Consider the following 22743-nt stretch of genomic DNA (forward strand, 5'->3'; position numbering starts at 1 on the left):
CATGACCTCCCGTGTTCGCTTCTTCACGAAGAGTGACATGTTGTCATGACGCAAGAGGTGAAACGGTGTAATTTCCCCTATCCGGTTTTACCGGGATCTCATCTGCCAAATCGTGAAGAATGGTCGCCGTGTCGAAGGGGGAACCGATGGACGACCACAGGCCCTCCGGGCCCGCGGACTGGCCCGCCGACCTCTGCGCCTGGGCCGGCGGCCTCGCGCTGGCGATCACGATCGGGCCGGACCGGCCGTCGCTGCTCACCGCGGGCGCCGCGATCGTCCTGGCCGCCGCGGCGCACACGGCGATCGCGTGGCCGGTCCACCTGTACCGGCGCCGCTACGGCCACGGGACGCTGCCCGAGCTGCGGGCGCTCGCGCTCACCGTCGCCGCGACCGGCGGGCTGCTGTGGGTCGCCGGGGTCGCCCCGGCGGCGGTCGCCGGGGTCGGTGCGATGGCCACCCTGCTGGCGATGGTCACCGGCCGCGCGGCCGGCCGGCTGCGGCGCGAGCGGCGGCTGCGGGTCGCCCCCTCCGCGCAGGCCGTGCCGGTGCTCGTCTACGGCGCCGGCGCCGCCGGCCACCGGCTGCTGCGCTCGATGGCGCACGACCCGCACTGCCGCTACCGGCCGGTCGGCATCGTCGACGACGACCCGGCCAAGCAGAACCTGCGCGTCGAGGGCGTCGCCGTGCTCGGCGGGCGGGCCTCGCTCGCCGCCGCGCTCGCCCGGACCGGCGCCGAGGTCGTCATCTTCGCCATCCGGGCCGACGACGGCGCGCTGCTGCGCGACGTCCGGGCCGTGACGACCGCCGCGCGGCGCGACCTCAAGATCCTGCCGTCCATCGACGAGAGCCTCGACGGGCCCGTGGGGGTCGCGGAGATCCGCGACGTGCAGCTGTCGGACCTGCTCGGCCGCCGCCAGATCGACACCGACCTGGCCGCGATCGGCGACTACCTGGCCGGCCGGCGGGTCCTCGTGACCGGCGCCGGCGGCTCGATCGGCTCCGAGCTGTGCCGGCAGCTGCACCGCTTCGGCCCGGCCGAGCTGATGATGCTTGACCGCGACGAGTCGGCGCTGCACGCGGTGCAGCTGTCGATCCACGGCCGGGCCCTGCTGGACAGCCCCGAGCTGATCCTCGCCGACCTGCGCGACGCCGGCTCCATCGCCGCGGTCTTCGCCGAGCGCCGGCCGGAGGTGGTGTTCCACGCCGCCGCGCTCAAGCACCTCACGCTGTTGGAGCGGCACCCGGCCGAGGCTTTGCAGACCAACGTCCTCGGCACGCTCAACGTCCTGTCGGCGGCCGCCGCGGTGGGGGTCGAGCGCTTCGTGAACATCTCCACCGACAAGGCCGCCAACCCGATCAGCGTCCTGGGCTACACGAAGCGGATCACCGAGCGCCTGACCGCGCACCGCTCGGCCGTCGCGGCCGGCACGTTCCTCAACGTCCGGTTCGGCAACGTGCTCGGCAGCCGCGGCTCGGTCGTCACCGCCTTCCAGGCGCAGATCGCCGCCGGGGGGCCCGTCACCGTCACCGACCCGGACGTGACCCGCTTCATGATGACGGTTCAGGAGGCCGTGCAGCTGGTGATCCAGGCCGCCGCGCTGGGCGCCGGCGGCGAGGCGCTCGTGCTGGACATGGGCACCCCGGTGCGGATCGACGACCTGGCGCACCAGCTCGCCGCGCAGGCCGAGCGGCCGGTCGACTTCGTCTACACCGGCCTGCGGCACGGCGAGAAGCTGCACGAGGAGCTCTTCGGCGCCGGCGAGATCGACCTGCGGCCGCTGCACCCGCTCATCTCGCACGTCTCGGTCCCGCCGCTCGACCCGTCGCTGGCCCTCGCGCTGGACGTGCGGTCCTCGCCGGCGGCCCTGGTCGGCCAGCTCGCCGACCTGTGCCTGGTGCCGTTCGTCGAGCCCGCCGCCCCGGCGAGCGCCGCCACCGCCGCGCTGCCCGGGGTGGCGCCTATCGCGGTGCCGACGCTATCTGCCGCTCGTACCAGCTGACGGTCTCGGCGAGGCCCTGGTCGAGCGGGACCGGCCCGTGGCCGGGGAAGAGCTCCCGCAGCCGGGACGACTCCGCCTGCGAGTCGCGCACGTCGCCGGGCCGGGCGGGGTCGAAGACCACCTCGACCGGCCGGTCGACCAGCCCGCGGATCTTGTCGATCAGGTCGACCAGCGACGTGCGGGTGCCGAACGCCAGGTTCACCGGGGTCGGGCTGGTCACCCGGCGCACCGCGGCGTCGGTGAGCAGCCGCGCCACCGACCCGACGAACGTGAAGTCCCGCGTCTGCCGCCCGTCGCCGTGGACGTGCAGCGGCTGCCCGCGCAGCGCCGCGTCGGCGAACGTCGGGATGACCGCGGCGTAGGCGTGACCGACGGACTGCAGCGGCCCGTACACGTTGAAGAACCGCAGCGCGAGCACCGGCAGGCCATAGGTGGCGCCGTAGGCCAGCACCGACGACTCGGCCGCGAGCTTGCTCGCCGCGTACGGGCTCTGCGGGCGGGTCGGCAGCTCCTCGTGCTTCGGCAGGACCTTCGTCGGCCCGTACACCGAGGACGAGGACGCCGTGATGATCGGCGTGCCGCCGCGCCGGCAGGCCTCCAGCACGTGCATGGTGCCGGTGGCGTTGACCAGGTGGCTGCGCAGCGGGTCCGCGACGGACCGCGGCACCGACGGCCGGGCGGCCAGGTGGATGACGACGTCGGCCCGCTCGACCGCGTCGTCGATCGCGGGCCGGTCCAGGATGCTGCCGGTGATCAGCGTCGCGCCGACGCCGTCGAGGTTGCCCTCACTACCGGTGCTCAGGTCGTCGAACGCCACGACCTCGTGCACGGCAGGGTGGGTGACCAGCTCCCGGCACAGGTTTCCCCCGATGAACCCCGCGCCGCCGGTGACCAGAACTCTCATCAACCGGTGCAACGGCGACCGGGCGGAGCAGGTGACGCCACGGACGAGGTCACCGTTTTTCCTGATGAACCCGTCCTTTCGGACAGCATCGAGGTCTGCGAATCCCGAAGATCCGTGAGACGTTGGTGGGCATGACCGAACAGCAGCTCGCCGGCGGCGGCGTCAACCAGGTCGTCCGGGTCGGCGCGACGGTCCGGCGCCCGGCCGGCGCGTGGAGCCCGCGGATCCATCAGCTCTTCGAGCACCTGCAGACCCGCGGCTTCACCGGCGCGCCCCGCTCCTTCGGCACCGACCCGCTGGGCCGCGACGTCTTCAGCTACCTACCCGGCGACGTCGGCCACGACCCGTGGACGCCCGCCGTCGCCGGCGACCCCGCCCTGACCAGCGCCGCCCGGCTGCTGCGGGCTTACCACGACGCGACCGCCGACGTCGCCGCGAGCTGGCGCGACGGCTGGCAGCAGCCGGCCCGCGAGCCCGTCGAGGTCGTCTGCCACAACGACGCCGCCCCGTACAACTGCGTCTACGACGGCGACCGCGCCATCGGCCTGATCGACTTCGACGGGGCGGCCCCCGGCCCGCGCTCGTGGGACCTGGCGTACGCGGTCTACCGCTTCGTCCCGCTCGGCTCCGCCGCCGGCGAACGCACCGCCGAGCGCCTCGACCTGTTCTTCGACGCGTACGGCGCCGACCCCGCGCTGCGCGAGGCCGCGCTCGCGTCCGTCGCGCCCCGCCTGCGCGCGCTCACCGACTACATGCGCGCCGAGGCCGCCGCCGGCAACGAGGCGTTCGCCGCCCACATCGCCCGCGGCGACCTCGAGCACTACCTGCGCGACATCACCCTGCTCAGCTGAGGTCCATCCGCGGGAGGACATCCTTGGCGAGGATGGTGGCGAACTCGACCGGGTGACGGTCGGGCATGGTCATGACCTCGGTGACGCCGAGGCGGGCGTAGGCCTCGACGTCGCGGAGCCAGGCGTCCGGGTCCTCCAGCGGCGGGCGCGTGACCAGCACGGTCTTGACGATCCCGGCGTAGTCGCGGCCCTCGGTGTCGCAGTGGCCGCGCAGGACGTCGAGCTTCGCGGCGACGTCCTCCGGCGTGGAGCCGAAGAGGTTGCAGGCGTCGGCGTACTTCGCGACCAGGCGCAGCGTCTTCTTCTCGCCACCGCCGCCGATCATGATCATCGGGCGGGCGCGGCCGAGCGGCGGCGGGGAGTTGAGCGTCTCCGTCAGCCGGTAGTGGGTGCCCTCGAAGGGGCCGTTGTCGTCGCTCCACATCTGCAGACAGATCCGCAGCGTCTCCTCGAGGCGCTCGAAGCGCTCGGCCACCGGCACGACGGGCACGCCCAGGCCGCGCTGCTCGCGCTCATACCAGGAGGCGCCGATCCCGAGCCGCGCCCGGCCCGCCGACAGCACGTCCAGCGTGGTGACGATCTTCGCCAGGAGGCCCGGGTGGCGGTACATCACGCCCGTCACCAGCAGGCCCAGCGTCATGCGCTCGGTGAGGGCCGCGAGGTAGCCCAGCGTGGTGTAGCCCTCCAGCATCGGCTCCTCGGCGGGCGCCATGCCGTCCATCTGGAAGTAGTGGTCCATGACCGTGAAGGACGCGACCCCCGCCTGCTCGGCGATGAGGGCCGTCTCCTTCAGCGTCGGCGCGATGGCCGCCGGGTCGGCGGGTGTCGAGAAGTTCCAGTAGTGCAGCCCCAGCTTCATGGGGTCAATCATTGTCCCGGATCGCCGGGGTTGCGGCGATCCGGGACATGAAACCCCCTACAACAGTCCGCGCGCGACGAACGCGGCCCGGGTCGCCTTGGCGGCCTGGGTGCCGTAGAGGCGTTGCGCCGCGTCCACGGTGGCCTGGGCCGCCGCCGCGAACGTGGTGTCGACCGCGAAGGCGAACTGCGCCTCCACGATCAAGGTGCTGGCCCGGGTGTCACCGAGCGCCACCCGGATGTCCCACAGTGCGCGGGACCAGATCTCGCCGTCGGCGTGGACCTCGCCGACGACGCTCTCCGGGTAGTGCTTGGTGCCGTCGAGCCGGCGCAGGCAGTGCGGCACGGTGCTGGTGTAGGAGACGGAGTCCCAGTCCGCCACGCACGCCTCCGGGGTGCGGGCCGGCGCCCCGGTCGCCCAGCTGGTGACCGCCACGGCCAGGTAGTCGCCGAACGCCTCACCGATCGCGCCCGACTCCAGGGTCGTGCCGAATCCGGGCACCTGGCCGTCCTGCACCGAGTGGCCGTACTCGTGCACGATGACCTCGGCGTCCTCCGCGTCGTCGACCCCGCCCTTGCCGAGGGTGATGTTGGCCTTGTCGTCGCGGAAGAACGAGTTGTCGCCGCCGTACTGGTCGATGCGGACCTCGATCCGGCGCTGGTTGACCGGCCTGAGCGCCGAGCCGAAGCCCAGATGCTGCAGGTACCGCTGCGCGGTGGTCACCCAGTGGTAGGCCATCACCTGCTCGAACTGGTCGGCGTCGCGATGCCAGGCGGGGAACGCGCCGTCGACGGCGAGGGCCGCCTTGCCGGTGGAGCTCTTCACGACCACGTACCGGCCGGACAGCTTGCCGGTGCCGTCGAGGTCGGTGAGCGTGACCTGACGGTAGGCCGGTGCGAACGCCGGGCTGTCGGCGTCCTTCGCATCGACCAGGCTCTGCAGTCCGAGGGCCTGCACCGGGTTGGGGAAGAACACGGTCGCGGTCGCCGATTCGCCGGTCGGCGTGGCGTGCGCCGGTCCGGCCGCCCCGACGGACACGACCGTGGCAACCGCCGCGGTCAGTGCGAGGATCCTTTCCTTCATGCGCGAAGGAGCGGAGGTGGCGCCGCGCGCGTTACCGGACGGCCTGGTGGACCAGCCGGACGGCCGGCTCCTTGTAGACGGCGAAGCCGCCCTTGGTGCCCTGCTTCACCTGATACATCGCCATGTCGGCGTCGCGGAGCAGCTCGCCGCCGTCGCGGCCGCCGCCGCTGATCGCGACGCCCACGCTGGCGCCGACGCGGACCTCGGTGCCGGCGATCTCGAACGGCTCGCCGACGGTGGCGACGATGCGCTCGGCGACGCGGACCGCGACGCTCGCGTCGCCGCCGGCGATGACGATCGCGAACTCGTCGCCGCCGAGGCGGACCACGGTGTCGTCGCCGCGGACCGCGGCGAGCAGCCGGCCGGCGACGCCGATGAGGAGGTCGTCGCCCGCGGCGTGGCCGAGCTGGTCGTTGACGGGCTTGAAGTTGTCCAGGTCGACCAGGAGCAGCGCCTGGTCGGCGCAGTCGCCGCCCTCCAGCAGCTCGGTGAGCATGCGGCGGTTCGGCAGGCCGGTCAGCGGGTCGTGGGACGCCTGGTGGCGGATCAGCGCCTCGTGCTCGGCGAGCGTGTCGAGGGCGATCTGCTGCTGCTCCAGCATCTCCTCGTTGGCCTTGGTGGTGAGGCGGTGCTCGCGCTCGAAGCGGTAGAGCAGCCAGCCGATCGCGGTGACGGCGAGGGTCATGGCGACGGCGAGCGACAGGTCGGCGACGGTGTTGGCCAGCGCGGCGGCGTCGGCCGCCTGCTGCTCGAGGCTGCGCAGCTGGGCGTTCAGCCGGCCGAACTGCGGCTCGGTCTGCCGCTTCTCCAGCGCCCGCGCCTCGGCGATCTTGCCGACGCCGAGCATGCCGAGCTCGGTGTCCAGCACGGCGTGGTACGCGCTGACGCTGTCCTCCAGCCGCTGCACCGTGGCGGCGTCGAGGTCGCCGAGCGCTTCGACGATGTCGCGCTCGCGGCTGCGGATCTCGCCGAGCTCGCGGGCGACCGTCACGGGCGTGTTGCGGTCGGCGACGGTCTTCCACTGCAGCGAGCTCTCCTCGTGCAGCAGCATGTTGAGCTCGCTGAGGCGCGACCGGGTGGCCTCCTGGGACTGGCTCCTGCCGTGCAGGTACACGTTGGCGAACGTGACCCCGCCGAGCAGCACGATCGCGAGCGCCAGCACCCGCGGCCAGCGCCACCCGAGCTTCCCGACCTTCCGCATGGCATGGCTATCGGCACGCACGCGCCGACCTTCGAGTTTTGTGCCGGAGATTCTTCAGTACCCGGGGCTTCGGGACGATTGGCCCTTCATGAGGGGCTCCCCAGTGCAACGCAGCCTGAGCCGGCGCCGGCTGATCATGTCCGCGGCGGCCGCCGCCGCGACGCTCCTGCCCGCCGCGGCGTGCGCGAAGAAGGACGGTGAGGGCGCCGGTGGCATCGGGTACGCCGCCGACCGGCCACCCGTCACGATCGAGTTCTGGTACATGCCGTACGGCGGGCCGGTGCAGGACCAGGCGGTCATCACCGAGACCGAGGAGTTCCACAAGGCGCACCCCAACATCACGGTCAAGGCGGTCCGGGTGCCGTGGGACGAGGCGCTGACCCGGCTCAGCACGGCGTCGACCAGCGGCGAGGGCCCCGACGTGACGGTGCTGGGCACCACCTGGGTGGCCGGCTTCAGCTCGATCGGCGCGCTGCGCCCGTACAGCATCGAGGAGATCGCGGCGGTCGGCGGCGAGGACGTCTTCGCCAAGGCGAGCTGGAGCTCCAGCCACCTGATCACGTCGCAGGAGATCACGGCGCTGCCGTGGCTGATCGACATCCGGGCCCTGTTCTACCGCACGGACGTGCTGCGCAAGCTCGGCATGGACCCGAAGGAGGCGTTCGCGACCTGGGACTCCTTCGAGGAGACCCTGCAGAAGATCAAGGCGTCCGACGCCGGGGTCGCGCCGCTCGCCATCGGCCTGCAGAACAACTTCGGCATCATCCACAACGTGGCCCCGTTCATCTGGGGCGCCGGCGGTGACCTGATCAAGGACGACGGCACGAAGTCGATGCTCGCCGAGCCCGCCGCGGTCGACGGCGTCACGTACTACCAGCGGCTCATCGGGCTCTACGACGACCCGAAGGCGATGGCGCTGTCCTCCAGCGACGTGCCGCGCGCGTTCGCCGAAGGTACCGGCGCCATCACCATCGACAACTCCCAGTCGGTCGCCGAGTTCGCCTCCGACCCCTCCCGCGCCGGCCTGAAGGCGGGCTGGTCGACGGCGCCGATGCCGGCCGGAAAGGCGGGCCGCTTCGGCTTCCTGGGCGGCTCCAACCTGGGCATCCTCAAGGAGGCGAAGCATCCCGAGGCGGCGTTCGAGTTCGTCCGGTACCTGACGGGCAAGGCGAGCCAGCAGCGTTACAGCGTCAACTCGGGGCTGTGGCCCGCCCGCACCGAGGCGATCGAGGGCACCAGGCTGGCGACCGAGCCGGAGTACGCCGCGTTCCGGGAGATGATCCCGCACGGCAAGATGTACCCGTCGGTCTCGGCCTGGATCATCGTCGAGTCGGTGATCGCGAAGGACCTGCGGGAGCTGTGGAGCGCGCCCGGGGCCCTGGGCCGCGGTCAGGTCCAGGCGATCATGACCAGGACGACCGCGGACATCGACGAAGCCCTGCGCGACCCGACGAACACGGGGATCACGCCGTAACGCTTTCGGGGGTCCCGCCGCTCCTTCTCCCGTGGATGTGGTCGACCCGGTCTTCGTGGACCGCACCGGCCGGCGCCGGAGGCTCTTCACGATCCTCGGGGCCGGCCTCGGTGTGCTGCTCGCGGCCGGTTGCGCGCTGCTGATCGCCGGGCTGCTGGGCGCCTCGCCGGTGCCGCTGCCCGGTTTGCCGGAGAACGGCCAGATCGGTCGCCACCAGGACGGTCTCGGGACGGCGCCGACCTCCGGCGCGCCCGCCCGGCCCGCCGCGAAGCCCACCTCGGCGCGCCCCGCCGCCGCGCCCGTGACCGGTGGCGGCGCGTCACCCAGCCCGTCGGCGAACGAGCCGCACGACAACCGGAAGACGGCGCACCCCGGCAATCCGCGACCGAGCCGGACGAAATAGCGGTGGCCCGGCACACATCCCACCGGGTGCGCAGGGCGCCCCGGGCGCACTGGCTGCTGCTCCTGCTCGTCATGGCGGTCCTGCTCGCCGAGCTGTGCCTCGATGGCTGGGTGCGGGGCGTGCCCGGCGCCTCGCCCTCGGCGGCCCCCGGCGAGCTTGGACCGGTGCTGCAGGTCCAGGCGGACGGCACCGTGCGCTCCGCCGGGATGCCGGCCGGCGCGGTCGCGCTCACGTTCGACGACGGGCCCGACCCGCGGTGGACGCCGCTGATCCTCGACGCGCTGCGCCGCCACCACGCGCGGGCCACGTTCTTCGTGGTCGGCTCGCGGGTCAACCAGCACCCGGACCTGGTGCGGCGCATCGTCGCCGAAGGGCACGAGCTCGGCGTGCACACCTTCACCCACGCCGACCTCGCCGCGCTGCCCGCCTGGCGGCAGCGGCTCGAGCTCGACCTCACCCGCACCGCGATCGCCGCCGCGACCGGGCGGACCGTGCGGCTGCTGCGGCCGCCGTACCTCTCGACGCCGGAGCGGCTGCCCGCCGGGTTCCTCACCGTCATGACCGACCGCGACACGCAGGACTGGCAGCGGCCTGGGGTGGACGCCATCGTCGCCGCGGCCGCGCCGGGTGGTGTCGTGCTGCTGCACGACGCCGGCGGCGACCGCACGCAGACGGTGGCGGCGGTCGAGCGGATCGTCGCCACCCCGGGGCGCCGGTTCGTCACGGTCTCCGAGGGGCTCGGCCTGCCGCCGGACGCGGCCGCCGGCACCGGCGACGTCGCCCGCGGCCACGCGCTGCGCTGGGCGCAGACCGCCGGCGGCTGGATCAGCGCCGCGATGTGGTGGCTGATCGTCGCCGCCACCGTCCTCGCCCTGATCAGGCTCGCCGTCCAGGTGGCCATCGCCCGCCGGCACGCGCGGCGCGCCGTCGCGGGGCGGATGCGGTCCTTCGGCCTGGTGTCGGTCGTCGTGCCGGCCTACAACGAGGCGGCGAACATCGCCGCGACGGTCCGCTCGCTGATCGGCAACGACTACCCCGCGCTCGAGGTCGTCGTCGTCGACGACGGCTCCACCGACGACACCGCCGACGTGGTGCGCCGTCTCGCGCTTCCGGGGGTCCGCCTGATCCGCCAGGCCAACGCCGGGAAGCCCGCCGCCCTCAACACCGGCGTCGCGGCCGCTCGCGGGGAGCTGCTGGTGCTGGTCGACGGCGACACCGTGTTCGAGCCCGACGCGATCGGCCGGCTCGTCCAGCCGTTCGCCGACCCGTCCGTCGGCGCGGTCAGCGGCAACACGAAGGTCGCCAACCGGGGCGGGCTGCTCGGCCGGTGGCAGCACCTGGAGTACGTGGTCGGCTTCAACCTCGACCGGCGCATGTTCGACCTCGGCGAGTGCATGCCGACCATCCCGGGCGCGATCGGCGCGTTCCGCCGGGCGGCGCTGCTGGACACCGACGGGGTGCCCGCGGACACCCTCGCGGAGGACACCGACCTGACGATGGCCATCCTGCGCGCCGGGTGGCGGGTCGTGTACGCGGACCGCGCCATCGCCTGGACCGAGGCACCGTCGTCGCTGCGGCAGCTGTGGCGGCAGCGGTACCGGTGGTGCTACGGCACCATGCAGGCGGCCTGGAAGCACCGCCGGGCCGTCGGCGAGCGCGGCCACCTGGGCCGGCGCGGCCTGGTCTACCTGGCGGTCTTCCAGATGCTCCTGCCGCTGACCGCACCACTGATCGACGTCTACGCCGTCTACAGCCTCCTCTTCCTGCCCTGGGCCCAGGTGGCCGCGGTGTGGTGCGGCTTCACCGCCCTGCAGGTCCTGGCCGCCGGTTACGCGCTCCGGCTCGACCGCGAGTCCCTGGGGCCGTTGTGGACGGTGCCGCTGCAGCAGGTGGTGTACCGCCAGCTGCTCTACCTGGTCGTCATCCAGTCGGCCGTCGCCGCGCTGCTCGGCGGCCGGCAGCGCTGGCAGGCATCGGTCCGCACCGGCCTCGCCGCGGCCGCTGTCACCCCGCGCGGGCCCGGGCTCCCGGGTGCCCTCGAACCGCACCAGGCGCCGGCGGTGGACCCGGACCGGGCATCGCACTCGACCCATTCCATGGACCTGCCCGCGCCACAGGGCTTCGAGCCGTGGGTGGCGCGCGACGGCCGGGCGTGGCCGTCGGATCTGTCGGGCCGGCCGTGACCGCCTTGGCCGGTACCCACCCGACGCCGTACTCCAACGGCTGCTCCGCGCGCTCGTCGACGGGCGGCGACGCCAGGACGCCCGCACGCGCCGACGCCAAGCCCTCGGCGGGCGCCGACGCCGGCACGTTCGGGCGCGGCGACGCACGGACGCCGGCCGGCGGCGACACCGGGACGTCCCCGCGCACCGACGCCAAGCCCCCGGCGGGCGCCGACGCCGGCACGCCGGCGGTCGACGCCGGCGATGCCGGCACGTTCGCGCGCGGCGACGCCGGGATGCCCGCGGACGGCGACACCGGGATGTCGCCGGTCGAGCTGGCGCTGGGCGAGACCACGCTCGACGACCGGCTCGAAGTGGCCCTGGCCGGGGCGATCGGCGGCGACGCCGCGGCGTTCGCGGAGCTGTGGCGGGCGCTGCAGCCGCTGGTGCTGCGGTACCTGCGGGTCGTCTGCGGCGACGCCGCCGAGGACGTGGCGTCGGAGACGTGGCTGCAGGCGTCGCGGGACCTGCGGCGGTTCAGCGGCGGCACGACCGCGTTCCGGGTGTGGCTCTTCCGGATCGCCCGCAACCGCGGCATCGACGAGAACCGGCGCGCGTGGCGGCGCCGCGAGGAGCCGCACCAGACCGTGCACGAGGTCCGCGAGGCGGCCGGCGAGATCGTCCGCGACGTGGCCCTCGACGCCGGCGACCGGTCCGGCACCGAATGGGCGCTGCGGATGATCCGCACCCTGCCCCCCGACCAGGCGGAGTCGGTGATGCTGCGCGTCGTGGCCGGTCTCGACGTCGCCGGCACCGCCAAGGTCCTGGGCAAGCGCCCCGGCGCGGTCCGGGTCGCGACGATGCGAGGGCTGCGCCGGCTGGCCGAACACCCCGAAGTCCAGGCGCACCGCGGCACAGATCCGCGGGAAGGCGGCTGATCATGCCCGAGACACCGATCCACGACTCGCTGACCCCTGACGCGCCGGCACCCGACGGCCTGGCCCTGGACGGCCTGACGCCCGACGTCGCCGAGCGCCTGCTCGACCTGTGCGAGCCGGCCGCCGGGCGGCACGCGGGCGTCGCCGCGCTGCTCGTCGCCGCCGCGGGGCCGGCCCTGCCCGCCGAGCTGACCAGCGAGGACGACACCGTGCGGGAGTTCCGCCGGGCGTACCGCCGCAGCTGGCGCAGGCGGCGCAACGCCCTCATCGCGTGCGCCGTCGCGGCGGTCGTGTCGCTGGGCGGCACCGCGTACGCGGCGAGCGGCGCGCCCCTGCCGGATCCGGTGCGGCGCACCGTCGAGTCGCTGTTCGGCGACGACGAGGGCAGCGCGCCGGCCACCTCGCCGCACGCCCCGCCGCCCGGGTCGCCGGCCGCCGCACCGGCGCCGTCGCGGTCGCCGTCACCGCAGGCGAGCTTGTCGGGCGCCACCCGGATCGAGGAGCTCTGCCGCGCGTGGGAGGCGAGCCGCGCCAACCCGCAGGCCCCGCCGGTCAGCGGCGAGGACCGCCGCACCCTCGCCCAGGCGGCGAAGGGCGCGACCGGGATCAACGACTTCTGCCGGGGCGTCCTCGCCCCGGCGCCCGCGCCCACCACCCCGACACCCGCGCCCACCGCCCCGGCGGCCTCCCGCCCGGGCGAAGAAGGCGCGAATGTCGAGCCCTCCGCCGTGGAGGCCTCCCGCCCGGGCACCGTCAAGCCCAGCACCGTCAAGCCCAGCCGCACCCACCCGGTCAAGCAGTCCGGCCGCTAACGCCGCGCCGCGTCCAGGGTGGCGCGGACCTCCGCGAGGAGGTCGACGAGCTGGCGCAGCCGCTCGTCGTCGAGCCCGGCGAAGGCGACCGTCGCGTCGGGGTGCATGGCGCGCATGGCCTGCCCGATCAGCTCGCCGCCGAGCGCGGTGAGCGCGACCGAGCGCCGGCGGGCGTCGCCGGGTGCCGCCTCCATCGTCACCGCGCCCCGGTCGACCAGCGTCTTGAGGGTCTTCGAGACGGCGGGCTGGTTGACCTCCATCGCGGCCGCGATGTCGCCGACCGAGCCCGGTCCGGCGTTGGCGAGGTGGAGCAGGACCGCGGTGTGGGTCATGGTCAGCCCGAGCGGGCGGAGCGCCCGGTTGAGCCGCGTCTCGGCGAGCTGGTGCGCGATCGACAGCTCGCGCATCGCCCGCCCTTGCAGCTCAGCGCGCGTCTGAGGGGTCATGTGGCAAATATATTCCATGGAACACTTGACGTCACCCCACCGCTCTCCGCAAGATACATTCCATGGAATTCATTGAGCGTGTGCAACGCGCGAAGCTCCCCGTCCTGGCCGGCGCCACCGTGGCGGGCTTCGTCGCCCAGCGGGTCACCCAGACGGTCCTCGACGGCTTCTACGCCCGGTCCGGCTACCCGGTGCCCTACTACGTCGGCCAGCTGTCGTTCAGCGCCGGAAAGCTCTCCGGCTGGTACACGGCGATGGGGGACGCGGGCACCCTCGGGGTCTACTGGCAGACCCAGTTCATGGACTTCGCCTTCATCGCCGCCACGGCGCTGTTCTTCACGGCCGCCCTCGCGCTGGTCGCCCGCGCATTCCCGGCCGGCAGCCGCGGCCGGCGGGTCGCCACCGCCGCCGTGGCGCTGGGCCTGTCCGCCCCGCTGTGCGACGCGGTGGAGAACCTGCTCTCCTTCGTCATGCTGCCCGACCCCGCCACGGTGAACCCGGTCGTCGCGGTCCTCTACTCGACCGCCGCGGCGCTGAAGTTCGCCGGGTTCTTCGCGGTGTACCTGTGGATCCCCGCCGCCCTGGTCGCCGCGCTGATCAGCCGGCGGCGCAGCGTGGCGGACGCGTAGTGTACAGATGTACATAGCGAGTGTACGGTTGTACACATGACCGAGAGGACCATGCGGGAGCGGATGCTCGCCGGGGAGCTGTACCGCGCCGAGGACCCGCAGCTGGCGGCCGACGACGCCCGCGCGCAGGCGCTCACCCACAGGTTCAACACGACGGACCCCACCGATCACGAGGGCCTGCGGGCGGTGCTGACCGAGCTGCTCGGCGGCTTCGGCGAGGGTGCCTACGTGCGGCCGCCGCTGCGCTGCGACTACGGGTATCAGACGACGTTCGGCGCCCGCGCGTTCGCCAACTGGGGCCTGGTCTGCAACGACGTCGCGACGATCACGATCGGCGACGACGTGCAGATGGGGCCCGGGGTGCAGCTGCTGACCTCCACCCACCCGCTGGAGCCGGACCCGCGCCGCGACAAGTGGGAGGCGGCGAAGCCGATCGTCATCGGCGACAACGTCTGGCTCGGCGGCGGCGTCATCGTCTGCCCCGGCGTCACGATCGGCGCCGACACCGTCGTCGGCGCCGGCTCCGTGGTGGTCCGGGACCTCCCCGCGGGCGTCCTCGCGGTCGGCAACCCGGCCCGGATCGTCCGCCACCTCACCGACCCACCGGCCCCGGCGGCCACCCCGGCCACCCCGGCGACCACGCCCGCGCCGATGGCAACGCCCGGCCCGGCCTGAGTTGGCGGCGGGGACACGGCGGCACGACCCGAACCGGAAGGACCGCATCGTCGACGCCGCGATCGCGGTGATCGCCGAGCACGGCGTCGCGGGCACCACCCACCGGCTCATCGCGGCGGCGGCGGACGTGCCGCTGGGGTCGCTGACGTACCACTTCAGCAGCCTCGACGACCTGCGGGCGCAGGCCTTCCGGCGGCACGCCGAGCGGATGTCGGTCGTCTACGAGTCGCACTTCCTGCACGTACACACGCATGAAGCGCTGGTCGAGGCGGTCACCGACCTGATCCACGGCGACGCCGGCGCCGACACCGCCGACTGGGCCATCGCCTACGAGCTCTACCTGGCCGCGCTGCGCGACCCCGAGCTGCGCACCATCACCGAGACCTGGATGCGCACCAGCCGCGCGGTCCTCGAGCGCTTCGTCGACCCGACCACCGCCCGGGGCGTCGACGCCCTGATCGAGGGCCTGGTCATGCACAAGACCCTGTCCACGGCACCCGTCTCACGCGAGGAGATCCGCGTGATCGTGGCCCGGGTCCTGCACCAACCCGCACAAGACCCACAGATCAACGGAGACCCGCGATGACCCTGACCGCCGGGCCGGCGCTCACCACCGACCGATCACTGCGCGCCGCGACCCGCGCCGTCTACGCCGCCTTCATCTGGTCCGGGTTCGCGATGGCGAGCTGGGCCACCCGCATCCCGCAGATCCGCGACGAGCTGCGCCTCGGCCCGTCGCAGCTCGGCCTGGTCCTCGTCGCCATCGCGGTCGGGTCGATCATCTCGCTCGTCCTGTCGGGCCACATCGTCGCCCGCCTCGGCTCCCGCGCCACGGTCGCGGCGATGGCGGTCCTGCTCGCCGTCGGCCTGACCGTCGTCGCGGCCGGGTACCACCTCGGCGTGCCGCCGGTCGTGCTCGGCCTGTTCGCGTTCGGCTTCGCCAACGGGGCCTGGGACGTGGCGATGAACGTCCAGGGCGCCCTCGTCGAGCGCCGCCTAGGCCGGGCGATCATGCCGCGCTTCCACGCCGGGTACAGCGTCGGCACCGTCGCCGGCGCCCTGCTCGGCACCGCGATGGTGGCGCTGAAGGTGCCGGTCACCGCCCACCTGATCGCCGTCGCCGTCCTGGCCGGCGCCAGCACGTTCGTCATGGTCCGCACGTTCCTGCCCGACGACGCGCCCGCGTCCGCGGAAGGCGGCTCCCCGGAGAAGAAGGGTGGGCTGCTGGAGTTCTGGACCGAGCCGCGCACCCTTCTCGTCGGCGTCTTCGTGCTGGCGTTCGCGTTCACCGAGGGCGCGGGCATCGACTGGATCGCCGTGGCCGTCATCGACGGGTACGACACCCCGGCCGCCGTCGGCACGCTCGCGTTCACGGTGTTCCTGACCGCGATGACCGCCGGCCGCTGGTTCGGCCCGGCGCTGCTGGACCGCTTCGGCCGCGTCCCCGTCGTGCGGGCGCTCGCCGTGATCGCCCTGGCCGGCCTGGCGCTGTTCATCTTCGGCCCCAACACCCCGACCGCGTACGCCGGCGCGCTCCTGTGGGGCACCGGCGCCTCGCTCGGCTTCCCGGTCGCGATGAGCGCCGCCTCCGACGACCCGGCCCGGGCCGCGGGGCGGGTCAGCGTGGTGGCCTCGATCGGCTACTGCGCGTTCCTCGGCGGCCCGCCCCTGATCGGGGTGCTCGGCGACCACATGTCGGTCCTCCGGGCACTCATCGCGATCCCTGTCCTGCTGACCGTCGCCTTCCTGCTGGCGGGCGCGATCCGCCCGCTGCCGGAGTCGCCGGAGACCCCGGAGACCCCGGAGACCCCTGCGCGTGTTTGATCGCATCGGTGATCGGGCACCCCTGAACCAGCGGCACATCGACGCCGCTGCGTCGGGAAACGAGGAGGAACAGTGACCGTCACCGGAATCATCACCGCGCTGATCGTCGGTCTGATCGTGGGCGCGCTCGGCAGGCTGGTGGTCCCTGGCCGCCAGAACATCCCGATCTGGCTCACGATGGTCATCGGCGTCGTCGCCGCTCTGATCGGCACCTTCATCGCCAACGCCGTCGGCATCGCGACCGACACGCCTGGCGTCGACTGGGGCGAGCTTCTCGTCCAGGTGATCGTGGCCGCCATCGGTGTCGCGCTGGTCGCCGGCTTCGCCGGCCGGGGCCACCGAGCCCTCTGACCGCGTCTCCGAGCGACCCCCGGCCATCCCCGGCCGGGGGTCGCTCGCTGTCTGCACAGCGTTGTCCACAGGGCCTGAGCAGGCAAACCACCTTCGTACACATGTGCTATCCACAGGCTGTGGATGGAACGTGTGTACGAAGAACCCGATCGTCTGAACGTCCGATGAACGGGCGGCGACATCGCGATGGACCAGCCTCCGATCGTCCACGAAGGACGTCATCCGGTTGGCACTGGCGGATGCGCCGCGGGCGGCCTATCCTTGGATGCAGTAGACCGGCGCCTTCCCCCGTGGGTGCCGGTCTCACTATTTCTCCAGGGCTTCCTGTCAGCTCCTCCGGGGCTTCCTGTCAGTGGCTCTGTCAGTGGCTCCCACCAGCGCCGCAGTGACCGCGATGAGCGCCGTCCCCCCGGTCAGGGCGCCCAGGGTCGCCCACGGCACGCTCACCGTCACCGCCCCGGCGACGCCCAGCAGCGTCGTCCACAGGCCGGCCACCGCGACCACCGCGACGACCACCCCGAGCAGGACGCCCAGCGCGACCGTGACCAGCGTCTCGACCGCCGTCCACGCCAGGACCTGCCGCCGGCTGGCCCCCAGCAGGCCCAGCGACCGCCGCTCCCCCGCCCGGTCCGGCGCCGCCATCAGCAGCGTGTTGACCATCGCCAGGGTGGTGTACGCGAGCACGATCCCGAGCACCACCAGCAGCCCGAGCCGGCTCGCCGACCCCTGGCCCTGGCCCGCGGCCGCCAGCCACGCCTCGCGCGTGACCGCCCGGGCCCGGTGCCCGTCGGCGGCGGCCCGCAGCGCCGCGGTCGCGGCGGCCGGGTCGGTGCCGGGGCGCAGCCGCACGTACGCGACCGACGGCAGCGTCCCGGCGGACGCCGGCAGGTAGGCGTCGACCGCGCTCCCCGGCGGCAGCACCTCCAGCACCCGCAGGCGCGCCTCGCTGCCGTCGGCGAGCCACAGCCGGGCCGTGTCGCCGGCGCGCAGCCCCCAGTCGCCGGCGACCTTGATCCCGCCGGCGGGCACGTCGTCGGCCTCCGCCGCGTCGCGCCGGACCAGCGCGGTGTCGCCTTCCAGGGTGTACACGGTGGTCTCGGCGCTGAAGGTGACGTCGACGCCGGGGACGCCGCGCAGCCCCGCGACGAGTTCCCGGTCCAAGCCTTGACCGATTTTCGGACCGTCGGGCAGGACCAGGAAGTCGGCGTGCGCGGGCCTGGCGCGCAGCACGTTCTTCGCCTCGTCGGTGAGGTCGGACGCGATGAGCAGCGACGCCGCCAGCCCGACGGTGACGAGGACGGGCGCCGCGACCGCCGCCGTCCGGCGCGCCGAGGCCGTCACGTTGCGCACCGCCAGCAGCAGGCCCGTGCCCCGCGGGGCGGCGCCGCCGAGGCGGCGGGCGACGACGGCGACGAGCGCCGGGGCGAGCAGGCCCGCGGCGACGATCAGCAGCATCACGACCGGCATGTAGCTCTTGCGGTTGGTCGCGGACGCCGGGTCGTCGATCGCCGTCACCGCCATCGTGACCAGCGCGGTGCCGAGGGTCAGGATGCCGGCGACCCAGCGGGCGGGCGGCATGGTCCGGGACTCCACGACCGTCTCGCGCAGCGCCTCGCCGGGGCGGACCCGGCCGGCCCGCCACGCCGCGGTGACCGCGCCGAGCAGCGCCACGGTGACGCCGGTGCCGAAGGCGGTCCACATGGGCCACCGGGCCGGGCTGATCGTGTGCACCCAGCCGGGCGCCATGCCGCGCTCGCGCAGCAGATCCAGCAGTGCCGGGGCCAGCGCGGGACCGGCGAGGGCGCCGATCGCGGCGGCGACGAGCGCGACCGCCAGGGCTTCCCAGTACACCAGCCGCCGCACCTGACCGGGGAGCGCTCCGCCGGCCCGCAGCAGGGCGAACTCCTGCCGCCGCTGCCCGACGGCGAAGGCGAACGTCGAGGCCACGACGAAGATCGCGACGAAGGCGGCGAACCCCAGCGCGATGCCCACGATCGTGTTGGCGTTGTTGCGGGCCCGGGCGTCGGCGGTGCGGCCGGGGTCGAGGCGGGCGCGGTCGTCGCCGGTGAGCACCCTGGCCCGGTCGCCGACCGCGGCCCGGACCCGCTCGCCGTCGCCGTCGACGACGACGGCGTCGACCTGCGGCCGCAGCTGTGCGGCGGTGGCGTCGGTGAAGAACAGTCCTTCCTTGACGGTGCCGCTCACGGTGTACGAGCGGATCCCGTCACCGGTCACGATCCGGATCCGCGCGCCGAGCGGTGCGCCCGAGGTGGCGACCTCGTCGGCGGCGGCGGGCACGCGGCCCGACAGCAGCGCGGGCGCGAGCGCCCACGGCCGGGCGATCCCGGAATAAGCGCCTGCACCGGGCGGCCCGTCGGCGAACTGCGCGGGGATGATCCGGTCGACCCGCCCGGCCGGCAGCGCCGCCACCACGTCCGCGGGCAGGCCGGGCGAGACGGCGAGGGGCTGGCTCTCGCCGCCGCGCCAGGTCGGCACGGTCAGCGTGTCGTGCGGCGCGACCACGACCGGGTAGGCCGCGTACCGCTGCGGCGCCCGGTCCGGGGCGGTGGCGGTGGTGGCGAGGACCTGCCCCATGGCGGCGATGAGGGCGCTGCCGAACGCGAGCGCGAGGAACGTCCCCACGAACGACCGCCACCGCAGCCGCAGCCCCGCGAGCGCGATGCCGATCATGCGGCGGCCATCATCTCGATGACCGCGGACGCGGTGGGGGCGGACAGGGAGCCGGAGAGGCGGCCGTCGGTCAGGAACAGCACGCGGTCGGCGTACGCGGCGGCGGCCGGGTCGTGGGTGACCATGACGACCGTCTGGTGGTGCTCGTCGACGAGGTCGCGCAGCAGCCGCAGCACGTCGCGGCCCGTGTTGGTGTCCAGCGCGCCGGTCGGCTCGTCGGCGAAGAGGACCGCCGGGCGGGTGACGAGGGCCCGAGCGATCGCGACCCGCTGCTGCTGCCCGCCGGACAGCTGCTGCGGCCGGTGCCCGGCGCGGTCGGCGAGGCCGACGGCGGCGAGGGCACGGTCGACCGTGGCGCGGTCCGGGCGGCGGCCGGCGAGGCGCATCGGGAGGCCGACGTTCTGCCGGGCGGTGAGCGCGGGCAGCAGGTTGAAGGCCTGGAACACGAAGCCGATCCGCTCGCGGCGCAGCAGCGTGAGGCGGCGCTCGCTGAGGCCGGTGAGGTCCTGACCGGCGACCGTGATCCGGCCGGCGTCGGGCCGGTCGAGTCCGGCGGCGCACTGCAGCAGCGTCGACTTGCCGGAGCCGGACGGCCCCATCACCGCCGTGAACGTGCCCCGCGCGAACGCGACCGTGACCGCGTCCAGCGCGGTGTTCTTTCCGTACCGCCTGGTGACGGCCTCGAGCTCAACCATGCCGCCGACCGTACGAGCGGCGGGCGTGGTCGCGGTACCGGACAGGTGACCAGTACCCTCGAATGATCATGCTTTGGGGGCGGGACGTCGATCGGGCCGCGACCGGCGCGGTGCTCGACCGGGCCCGCACCGGGCACAGCGCCGTCCTCGTCGTCCGCGGCGACCCGGGCATCGGCAAGAGCTCCCTGCTCGACGACGCGGCCGCCGGCGCCGCGGGGATGACGGTCCTGCGCTGCGCCGGGGTGGAGACCGAGGCCGAGGTCCCGTTCGCGTCGCTGCACCAGCTGCTGGCGCCGGCGCTCGCCTCCTCGTCGCAGCTGCCGGACGTGCAGGCCGCCGCGCTGCGCGGGGCCCTCGGGCTCGGCCCGGCCGCCGGCGGCGACCAGCTGCTCGTCGGGGCCGCGGTGCTGACGCTGCTGGCCGAGCTGGCCGAGGAGCGCCCGGTGCTGTGCCTGGTCGACGACGCGCAGTGGCTGGACGGCTCCTCCGCGCAGGCGCTGCGGTTCGTGGCGCGCCGGTTGCAGGCCGAGTCCGTGGCGATGCTCTTCGCCGCGCGGGACGAGTTCGCCCCGGAGGGCCTGCCGGAGCACCGGCTCGCCGGGCTGGACCCGGAGACCGCGGACGCCCTGCTGCGGCGCATCCGGCCGGACCTGCCGCCGCGGATCCGGATGCGGCTGGTGCGCGACAGCGCCGGCAACCCGCTGGCGCTGCGGGAGCTGCCGCGCGGTGCGCCGCCGTTCGTGCCGGCGCTGCTGCCGCGCCGGATCCAGGAGGCGTTCGCGGCGCGGATCGACCGGCTGCCGCCCGACGGCCGGGCGATGCTGCTGATCGCCGCCGCCTCGCCCGACGAGGGCCTCGGGGTCGTGCTGCGGACGGCGGAGCTGCTCGGCGTGGCACCGTCCGGCCTGGGCGCGGCCGAGGAGGCGGGCCTGGTGACGGTCGCCGCCGGGCGGATCGCGTTCACCCATCCGCTGCTGCGGGCCGCCGCGTATCAGCAGACCACGTTCGATCGGCGGCTGGCCGTACACCGGACGCTGGCGCAGACACTTCCCGCCGACGACGACCGCCGGGCCTGGCACCTGGCCGCCGCCGCGACCGGGCCGGACGAGGAGGCGGCGCTCGCCCTGGAACGCGCCGCCGAGCGGGCCCTCGGCCGCAAGGGCTACCCCGCCGCGGCGGCGGCGTTGCAGCGCTCCGCCGAGCTGACCGCCGCGCCCGGCGAACGGACCCGGCGGCTGGTCGCGGCGGCGGTCGCCGCGAACGACGCCGGCCAGCCCGACCTGACCCGCCGGTTCCTGGCGTCCTGCGACCCGGTCGACGACGACCCGGTGCTCACCGCCCGGGTGTGCGAGCTGCGGGCGCGGCTGGCGTTCGACGAGGGGTCGGCGGCGTCCGCGCACGACCTGCTGGTCGCGGGGGCGTCGGCGCTGGCGCCGGTGGACCGCCGGGCCGCCGGGCTCCTGCTGGTCGACGCGGCGCGCAACGCGTGGCAGCTCAGCGACCCGCCGCGGGTGCGCGAGGCGGCGCGGCGGCTGGACGACCTCGGCCTGCGACCCTCCGACGGCCTCGCCCCGGCGGTGGCGGCGGTGACGGCGGCGGCGCGGCTCCTGCTTGAGGGTCCGGCGGCGGGTGTACCGGCGATGCGGGCCCTCACCAGCACCAGGACCGGCCCGCCGAACCTGCGGCTCAACGCGGCGTTCGTGGCCGGTCTCGTCGGCGACTTCGAGGCCGGCCGGGCGATCTCGCAGGGCGTCGCCGACGAGTCGCGGGCCGAGGGTTCGATCGGCTGGCTGCCCCTCGCCCACGTGACGCTGGCGGCGTCGGAGCTGTACCTGGGCCGCTTCCGGGACGCGGTCGCCACCGCCACCGAAGGGCTGCGGCTCGCCGCCGACACCGGCCAGCCGAACCGGGCCGGATACCTGGAAGGGATCCTCGCCTGGGTCGCCGCGGCCAGCGGCTCCACCGACCGCTGTGTCGAGCTGGCGGCGCGCTGCCACGACCGGTACGCCGGCAACCACATCGCCAACGGGCTCGCCTGGGCGGAGTGGGCCCTGGCCCTGCTTGACCTGGGGCAGGGCCGCCCGGCGGAGGCGTCGGACCGGCTCGAGGCGGCCCTGGCCGGCCCGGTCCGCCACCAGATCCAGGCCGTCTACAGCGCACCGGACCAGGTCGAGGCGGCGGTGCGGATCGGCGCGTTCGACCGGGCCGAGGCGGCCTGCGCGCGCTTCGCCGACTGGGCCGCCGCGGCGCGCCTCGACTGGGCCGACGCGGTCGCGCACCGCTGCCACGCCCTGCTCGAGCCGTCCTGGCCCGACGCGAGCCGGCACTTCGAGGCCGCGGTCGCGCTCGGCGGCCACCCGTGGGAGGCGGCCCGCACCCACCTCGCCTACGGCGAACGGCTGCGCCGGGAACGCCGCAAGACCGAGGCCCGCGCCCAGCTACGGACCGCGGCGGAGGTCTTCGACCGTCTCGGCGCCGTCCCGTGGGCGGAGCGGGCCCGCGCCGAGCTGCGCGCTTCCGGTTTTCAGCTCGCGGTGTCGCCGCCGGCCAGCGCCGGGGCCACTTTGTCCCCGCAGGAGCTCCAGATCGTCAGGCTCGTCGCGGCCGGCCTGACCAACCGGGAGATCGGCGCCCAGCTCTTCCTCTCCCCGAAGACCATCAGCTACCACCTCTACCGCGCCTTCCCGAAGCTCGGCGTGGCCAGCCGCACGCAACTGGCCCGCCTCGACCTGTCCGGCTGAGGCG

20 protein-coding genes are annotated in these 22743 nt (G+C 74.4%); 13 read left to right on the top strand and 7 right to left on the bottom strand.

Translation table 11 applies throughout. The features are described from left to right. Positions 1 to 146 precede the first annotated feature (146 nt). Positions 147 to 2000, top strand: a complete 1854-nt coding sequence (locus ABZ321_RS03965) for a polysaccharide biosynthesis protein (protein WP_354889183.1) — start codon at positions 147 to 149, stop codon at positions 1998 to 2000. Here the strand turns inward: ABZ321_RS03965 and ABZ321_RS03970 are convergent. Further along, positions 1960 to 2904, bottom strand: coding sequence for an NAD-dependent epimerase/dehydratase family protein (locus ABZ321_RS03970; RefSeq protein WP_344515223.1), 945 nt, complete (start codon positions 2902 to 2904; stop codon positions 1960 to 1962). The genes ABZ321_RS03965 and ABZ321_RS03970 overlap by 41 nt on opposite strands. A 131-nt stretch (positions 2905 to 3035) precedes the next feature. Between ABZ321_RS03970 and ABZ321_RS03975 the strand changes: the two genes are divergently transcribed. Beyond that, the gene (locus tag ABZ321_RS03975) at positions 3036 to 3755 is read left to right on the top strand and encodes an aminoglycoside phosphotransferase family protein (protein ID WP_344515225.1); all 720 of its coding nucleotides are present in this window, start codon (positions 3036 to 3038) and stop codon (positions 3753 to 3755) included. On the opposite strand, the gene ABZ321_RS03980 is transcribed toward ABZ321_RS03975, so the two are convergent. The 3 genes from ABZ321_RS03980 to ABZ321_RS03990 are packed head-to-tail and all read right to left on the bottom strand — an operon-like array spanning position 3748 to position 6898. Continuing rightward, entirely contained in the window at positions 3748 to 4614 is an 867-nt protein-coding gene (locus tag ABZ321_RS03980) for an LLM class F420-dependent oxidoreductase (RefSeq protein ID WP_354889186.1), read from the bottom strand. The genes ABZ321_RS03975 and ABZ321_RS03980 overlap by 8 nt on opposite strands. 57 nt (positions 4615 to 4671) lie before the next feature. Continuing rightward, entirely contained in the window at positions 4672 to 5697 is a 1026-nt protein-coding gene (locus tag ABZ321_RS03985) for a M36 family metallopeptidase (protein ID WP_344515229.1), read from the bottom strand. A gap of 31 nt (positions 5698 to 5728) precedes the next feature. Further along, complete coding sequence (locus ABZ321_RS03990) at positions 5729 to 6898, bottom strand: GGDEF domain-containing protein (protein ID WP_344515231.1); 1170 nt, start codon at positions 6896 to 6898, stop codon at positions 5729 to 5731. An 88-nt stretch (positions 6899 to 6986) separates the two neighbouring features. Here ABZ321_RS03990 and ABZ321_RS03995 point away from each other — a divergent pair, with 88 nt between their 5' ends. The 5 genes from ABZ321_RS03995 to ABZ321_RS04015 are packed head-to-tail and all read left to right on the top strand — an operon-like array spanning position 6987 to position 12687. Beyond that, positions 6987 to 8372 carry an extracellular solute-binding protein gene (locus ABZ321_RS03995; RefSeq protein WP_354889189.1) on the top strand — a complete coding sequence of 462 codons (1386 nt, stop codon included), beginning with the start codon at positions 6987 to 6989 and terminating at the stop codon, positions 8370 to 8372. Positions 8373 to 8403: 31 nt separating this feature from the next. Then, positions 8404 to 8775 (top strand): hypothetical protein, encoded by a 372-nt coding sequence (locus ABZ321_RS04000; protein ID WP_344515235.1) that lies wholly within the window; start codon positions 8404 to 8406, stop codon positions 8773 to 8775. A 26-nt stretch (positions 8776 to 8801) separates the two neighbouring features. Beyond that, positions 8802 to 10958: a bifunctional polysaccharide deacetylase/glycosyltransferase family 2 protein gene (locus tag ABZ321_RS04005; RefSeq protein ID WP_354889191.1), complete on the top strand. Its 2157-nt coding sequence runs from the start codon at positions 8802 to 8804 to the stop codon at positions 10956 to 10958. Further along, complete coding sequence (locus ABZ321_RS04010) at positions 10955 to 11875, top strand: RNA polymerase sigma factor (RefSeq protein WP_354889193.1); 921 nt, start codon at positions 10955 to 10957, stop codon at positions 11873 to 11875. Before ABZ321_RS04005 ends, ABZ321_RS04010 begins: the two co-directional genes overlap by 4 nt. 2 nt (positions 11876 to 11877) lie before the next feature. After that, entirely contained in the window at positions 11878 to 12687 is an 810-nt protein-coding gene (locus ABZ321_RS04015; RefSeq protein ID WP_354889195.1) for a hypothetical protein, read from the top strand. On the opposite strand, the gene ABZ321_RS04020 is transcribed toward ABZ321_RS04015, so the two are convergent. After that, a complete protein-coding gene (locus ABZ321_RS04020; protein WP_354889197.1) occupies positions 12684 to 13133 on the bottom strand; it encodes a MarR family transcriptional regulator in 450 nt (149 codons plus the stop codon). The two genes, ABZ321_RS04015 and ABZ321_RS04020, sit on opposite strands and share 4 nt — an antisense overlap. Positions 13134 to 13195: 62 nt before the next feature. Here ABZ321_RS04020 and ABZ321_RS04025 point away from each other — a divergent pair, with 62 nt between their 5' ends. From ABZ321_RS04025 to ABZ321_RS04045, 5 genes are all read left to right on the top strand, one after another. Further along, positions 13196 to 13762 (top strand): hypothetical protein, encoded by a 567-nt coding sequence (locus tag ABZ321_RS04025; RefSeq protein ID WP_354889199.1) that lies wholly within the window; start codon positions 13196 to 13198, stop codon positions 13760 to 13762. A gap of 36 nt (positions 13763 to 13798) precedes the next feature. Further along, positions 13799 to 14437, top strand: coding sequence for a sugar O-acetyltransferase (locus ABZ321_RS04030; RefSeq protein ID WP_354889201.1), 639 nt, complete (start codon positions 13799 to 13801; stop codon positions 14435 to 14437). Between the two features lies 1 nt (position 14438). Then, positions 14439 to 15023 carry a TetR family transcriptional regulator gene (locus ABZ321_RS04035; protein WP_344515249.1) on the top strand — a complete coding sequence of 195 codons (585 nt, stop codon included), beginning with the start codon at positions 14439 to 14441 and terminating at the stop codon, positions 15021 to 15023. Then, a complete protein-coding gene (locus ABZ321_RS04040; protein WP_354889202.1) occupies positions 15020 to 16261 on the top strand; it encodes an MFS transporter in 1242 nt (413 codons plus the stop codon). Before ABZ321_RS04035 ends, ABZ321_RS04040 begins: the two co-directional genes overlap by 4 nt. A gap of 72 nt (positions 16262 to 16333) precedes the next feature. Beyond that, on the top strand, positions 16334 to 16612 hold the full coding sequence (locus ABZ321_RS04045; protein ID WP_344515253.1) for a GlsB/YeaQ/YmgE family stress response membrane protein: 279 nt from the start codon (positions 16334 to 16336) through the stop codon (positions 16610 to 16612). A gap of 327 nt (positions 16613 to 16939) precedes the next feature. Here the strand turns inward: ABZ321_RS04045 and ABZ321_RS04050 are convergent, their stop codons facing one another. Continuing rightward, complete coding sequence (locus ABZ321_RS04050) at positions 16940 to 19303, bottom strand: FtsX-like permease family protein (RefSeq protein ID WP_354889204.1); 2364 nt, start codon at positions 19301 to 19303, stop codon at positions 16940 to 16942. Continuing rightward, complete coding sequence (locus tag ABZ321_RS04055) at positions 19300 to 19998, bottom strand: ABC transporter ATP-binding protein (protein ID WP_354889206.1); 699 nt, start codon at positions 19996 to 19998, stop codon at positions 19300 to 19302. The genes ABZ321_RS04050 and ABZ321_RS04055 overlap by 4 nt, the downstream gene beginning before the upstream one ends. Before the next feature lie 68 nt (positions 19999 to 20066). On the opposite strand from ABZ321_RS04055, the gene ABZ321_RS04060 reads away from it, so the two are divergent. After that, a complete protein-coding gene (locus ABZ321_RS04060; RefSeq protein ID WP_354889208.1) occupies positions 20067 to 22739 on the top strand; it encodes a LuxR C-terminal-related transcriptional regulator in 2673 nt (890 codons plus the stop codon). The last annotated feature ends 4 nt before the right edge of the window (positions 22740 to 22743 follow it).

This window comes from Dactylosporangium sp. NPDC006015, from assembly GCF_040614215.1.
GTDB classification, from domain to species: Bacteria; Actinomycetota; Actinomycetes; order Mycobacteriales; family Micromonosporaceae; genus Dactylosporangium; species Dactylosporangium maewongense.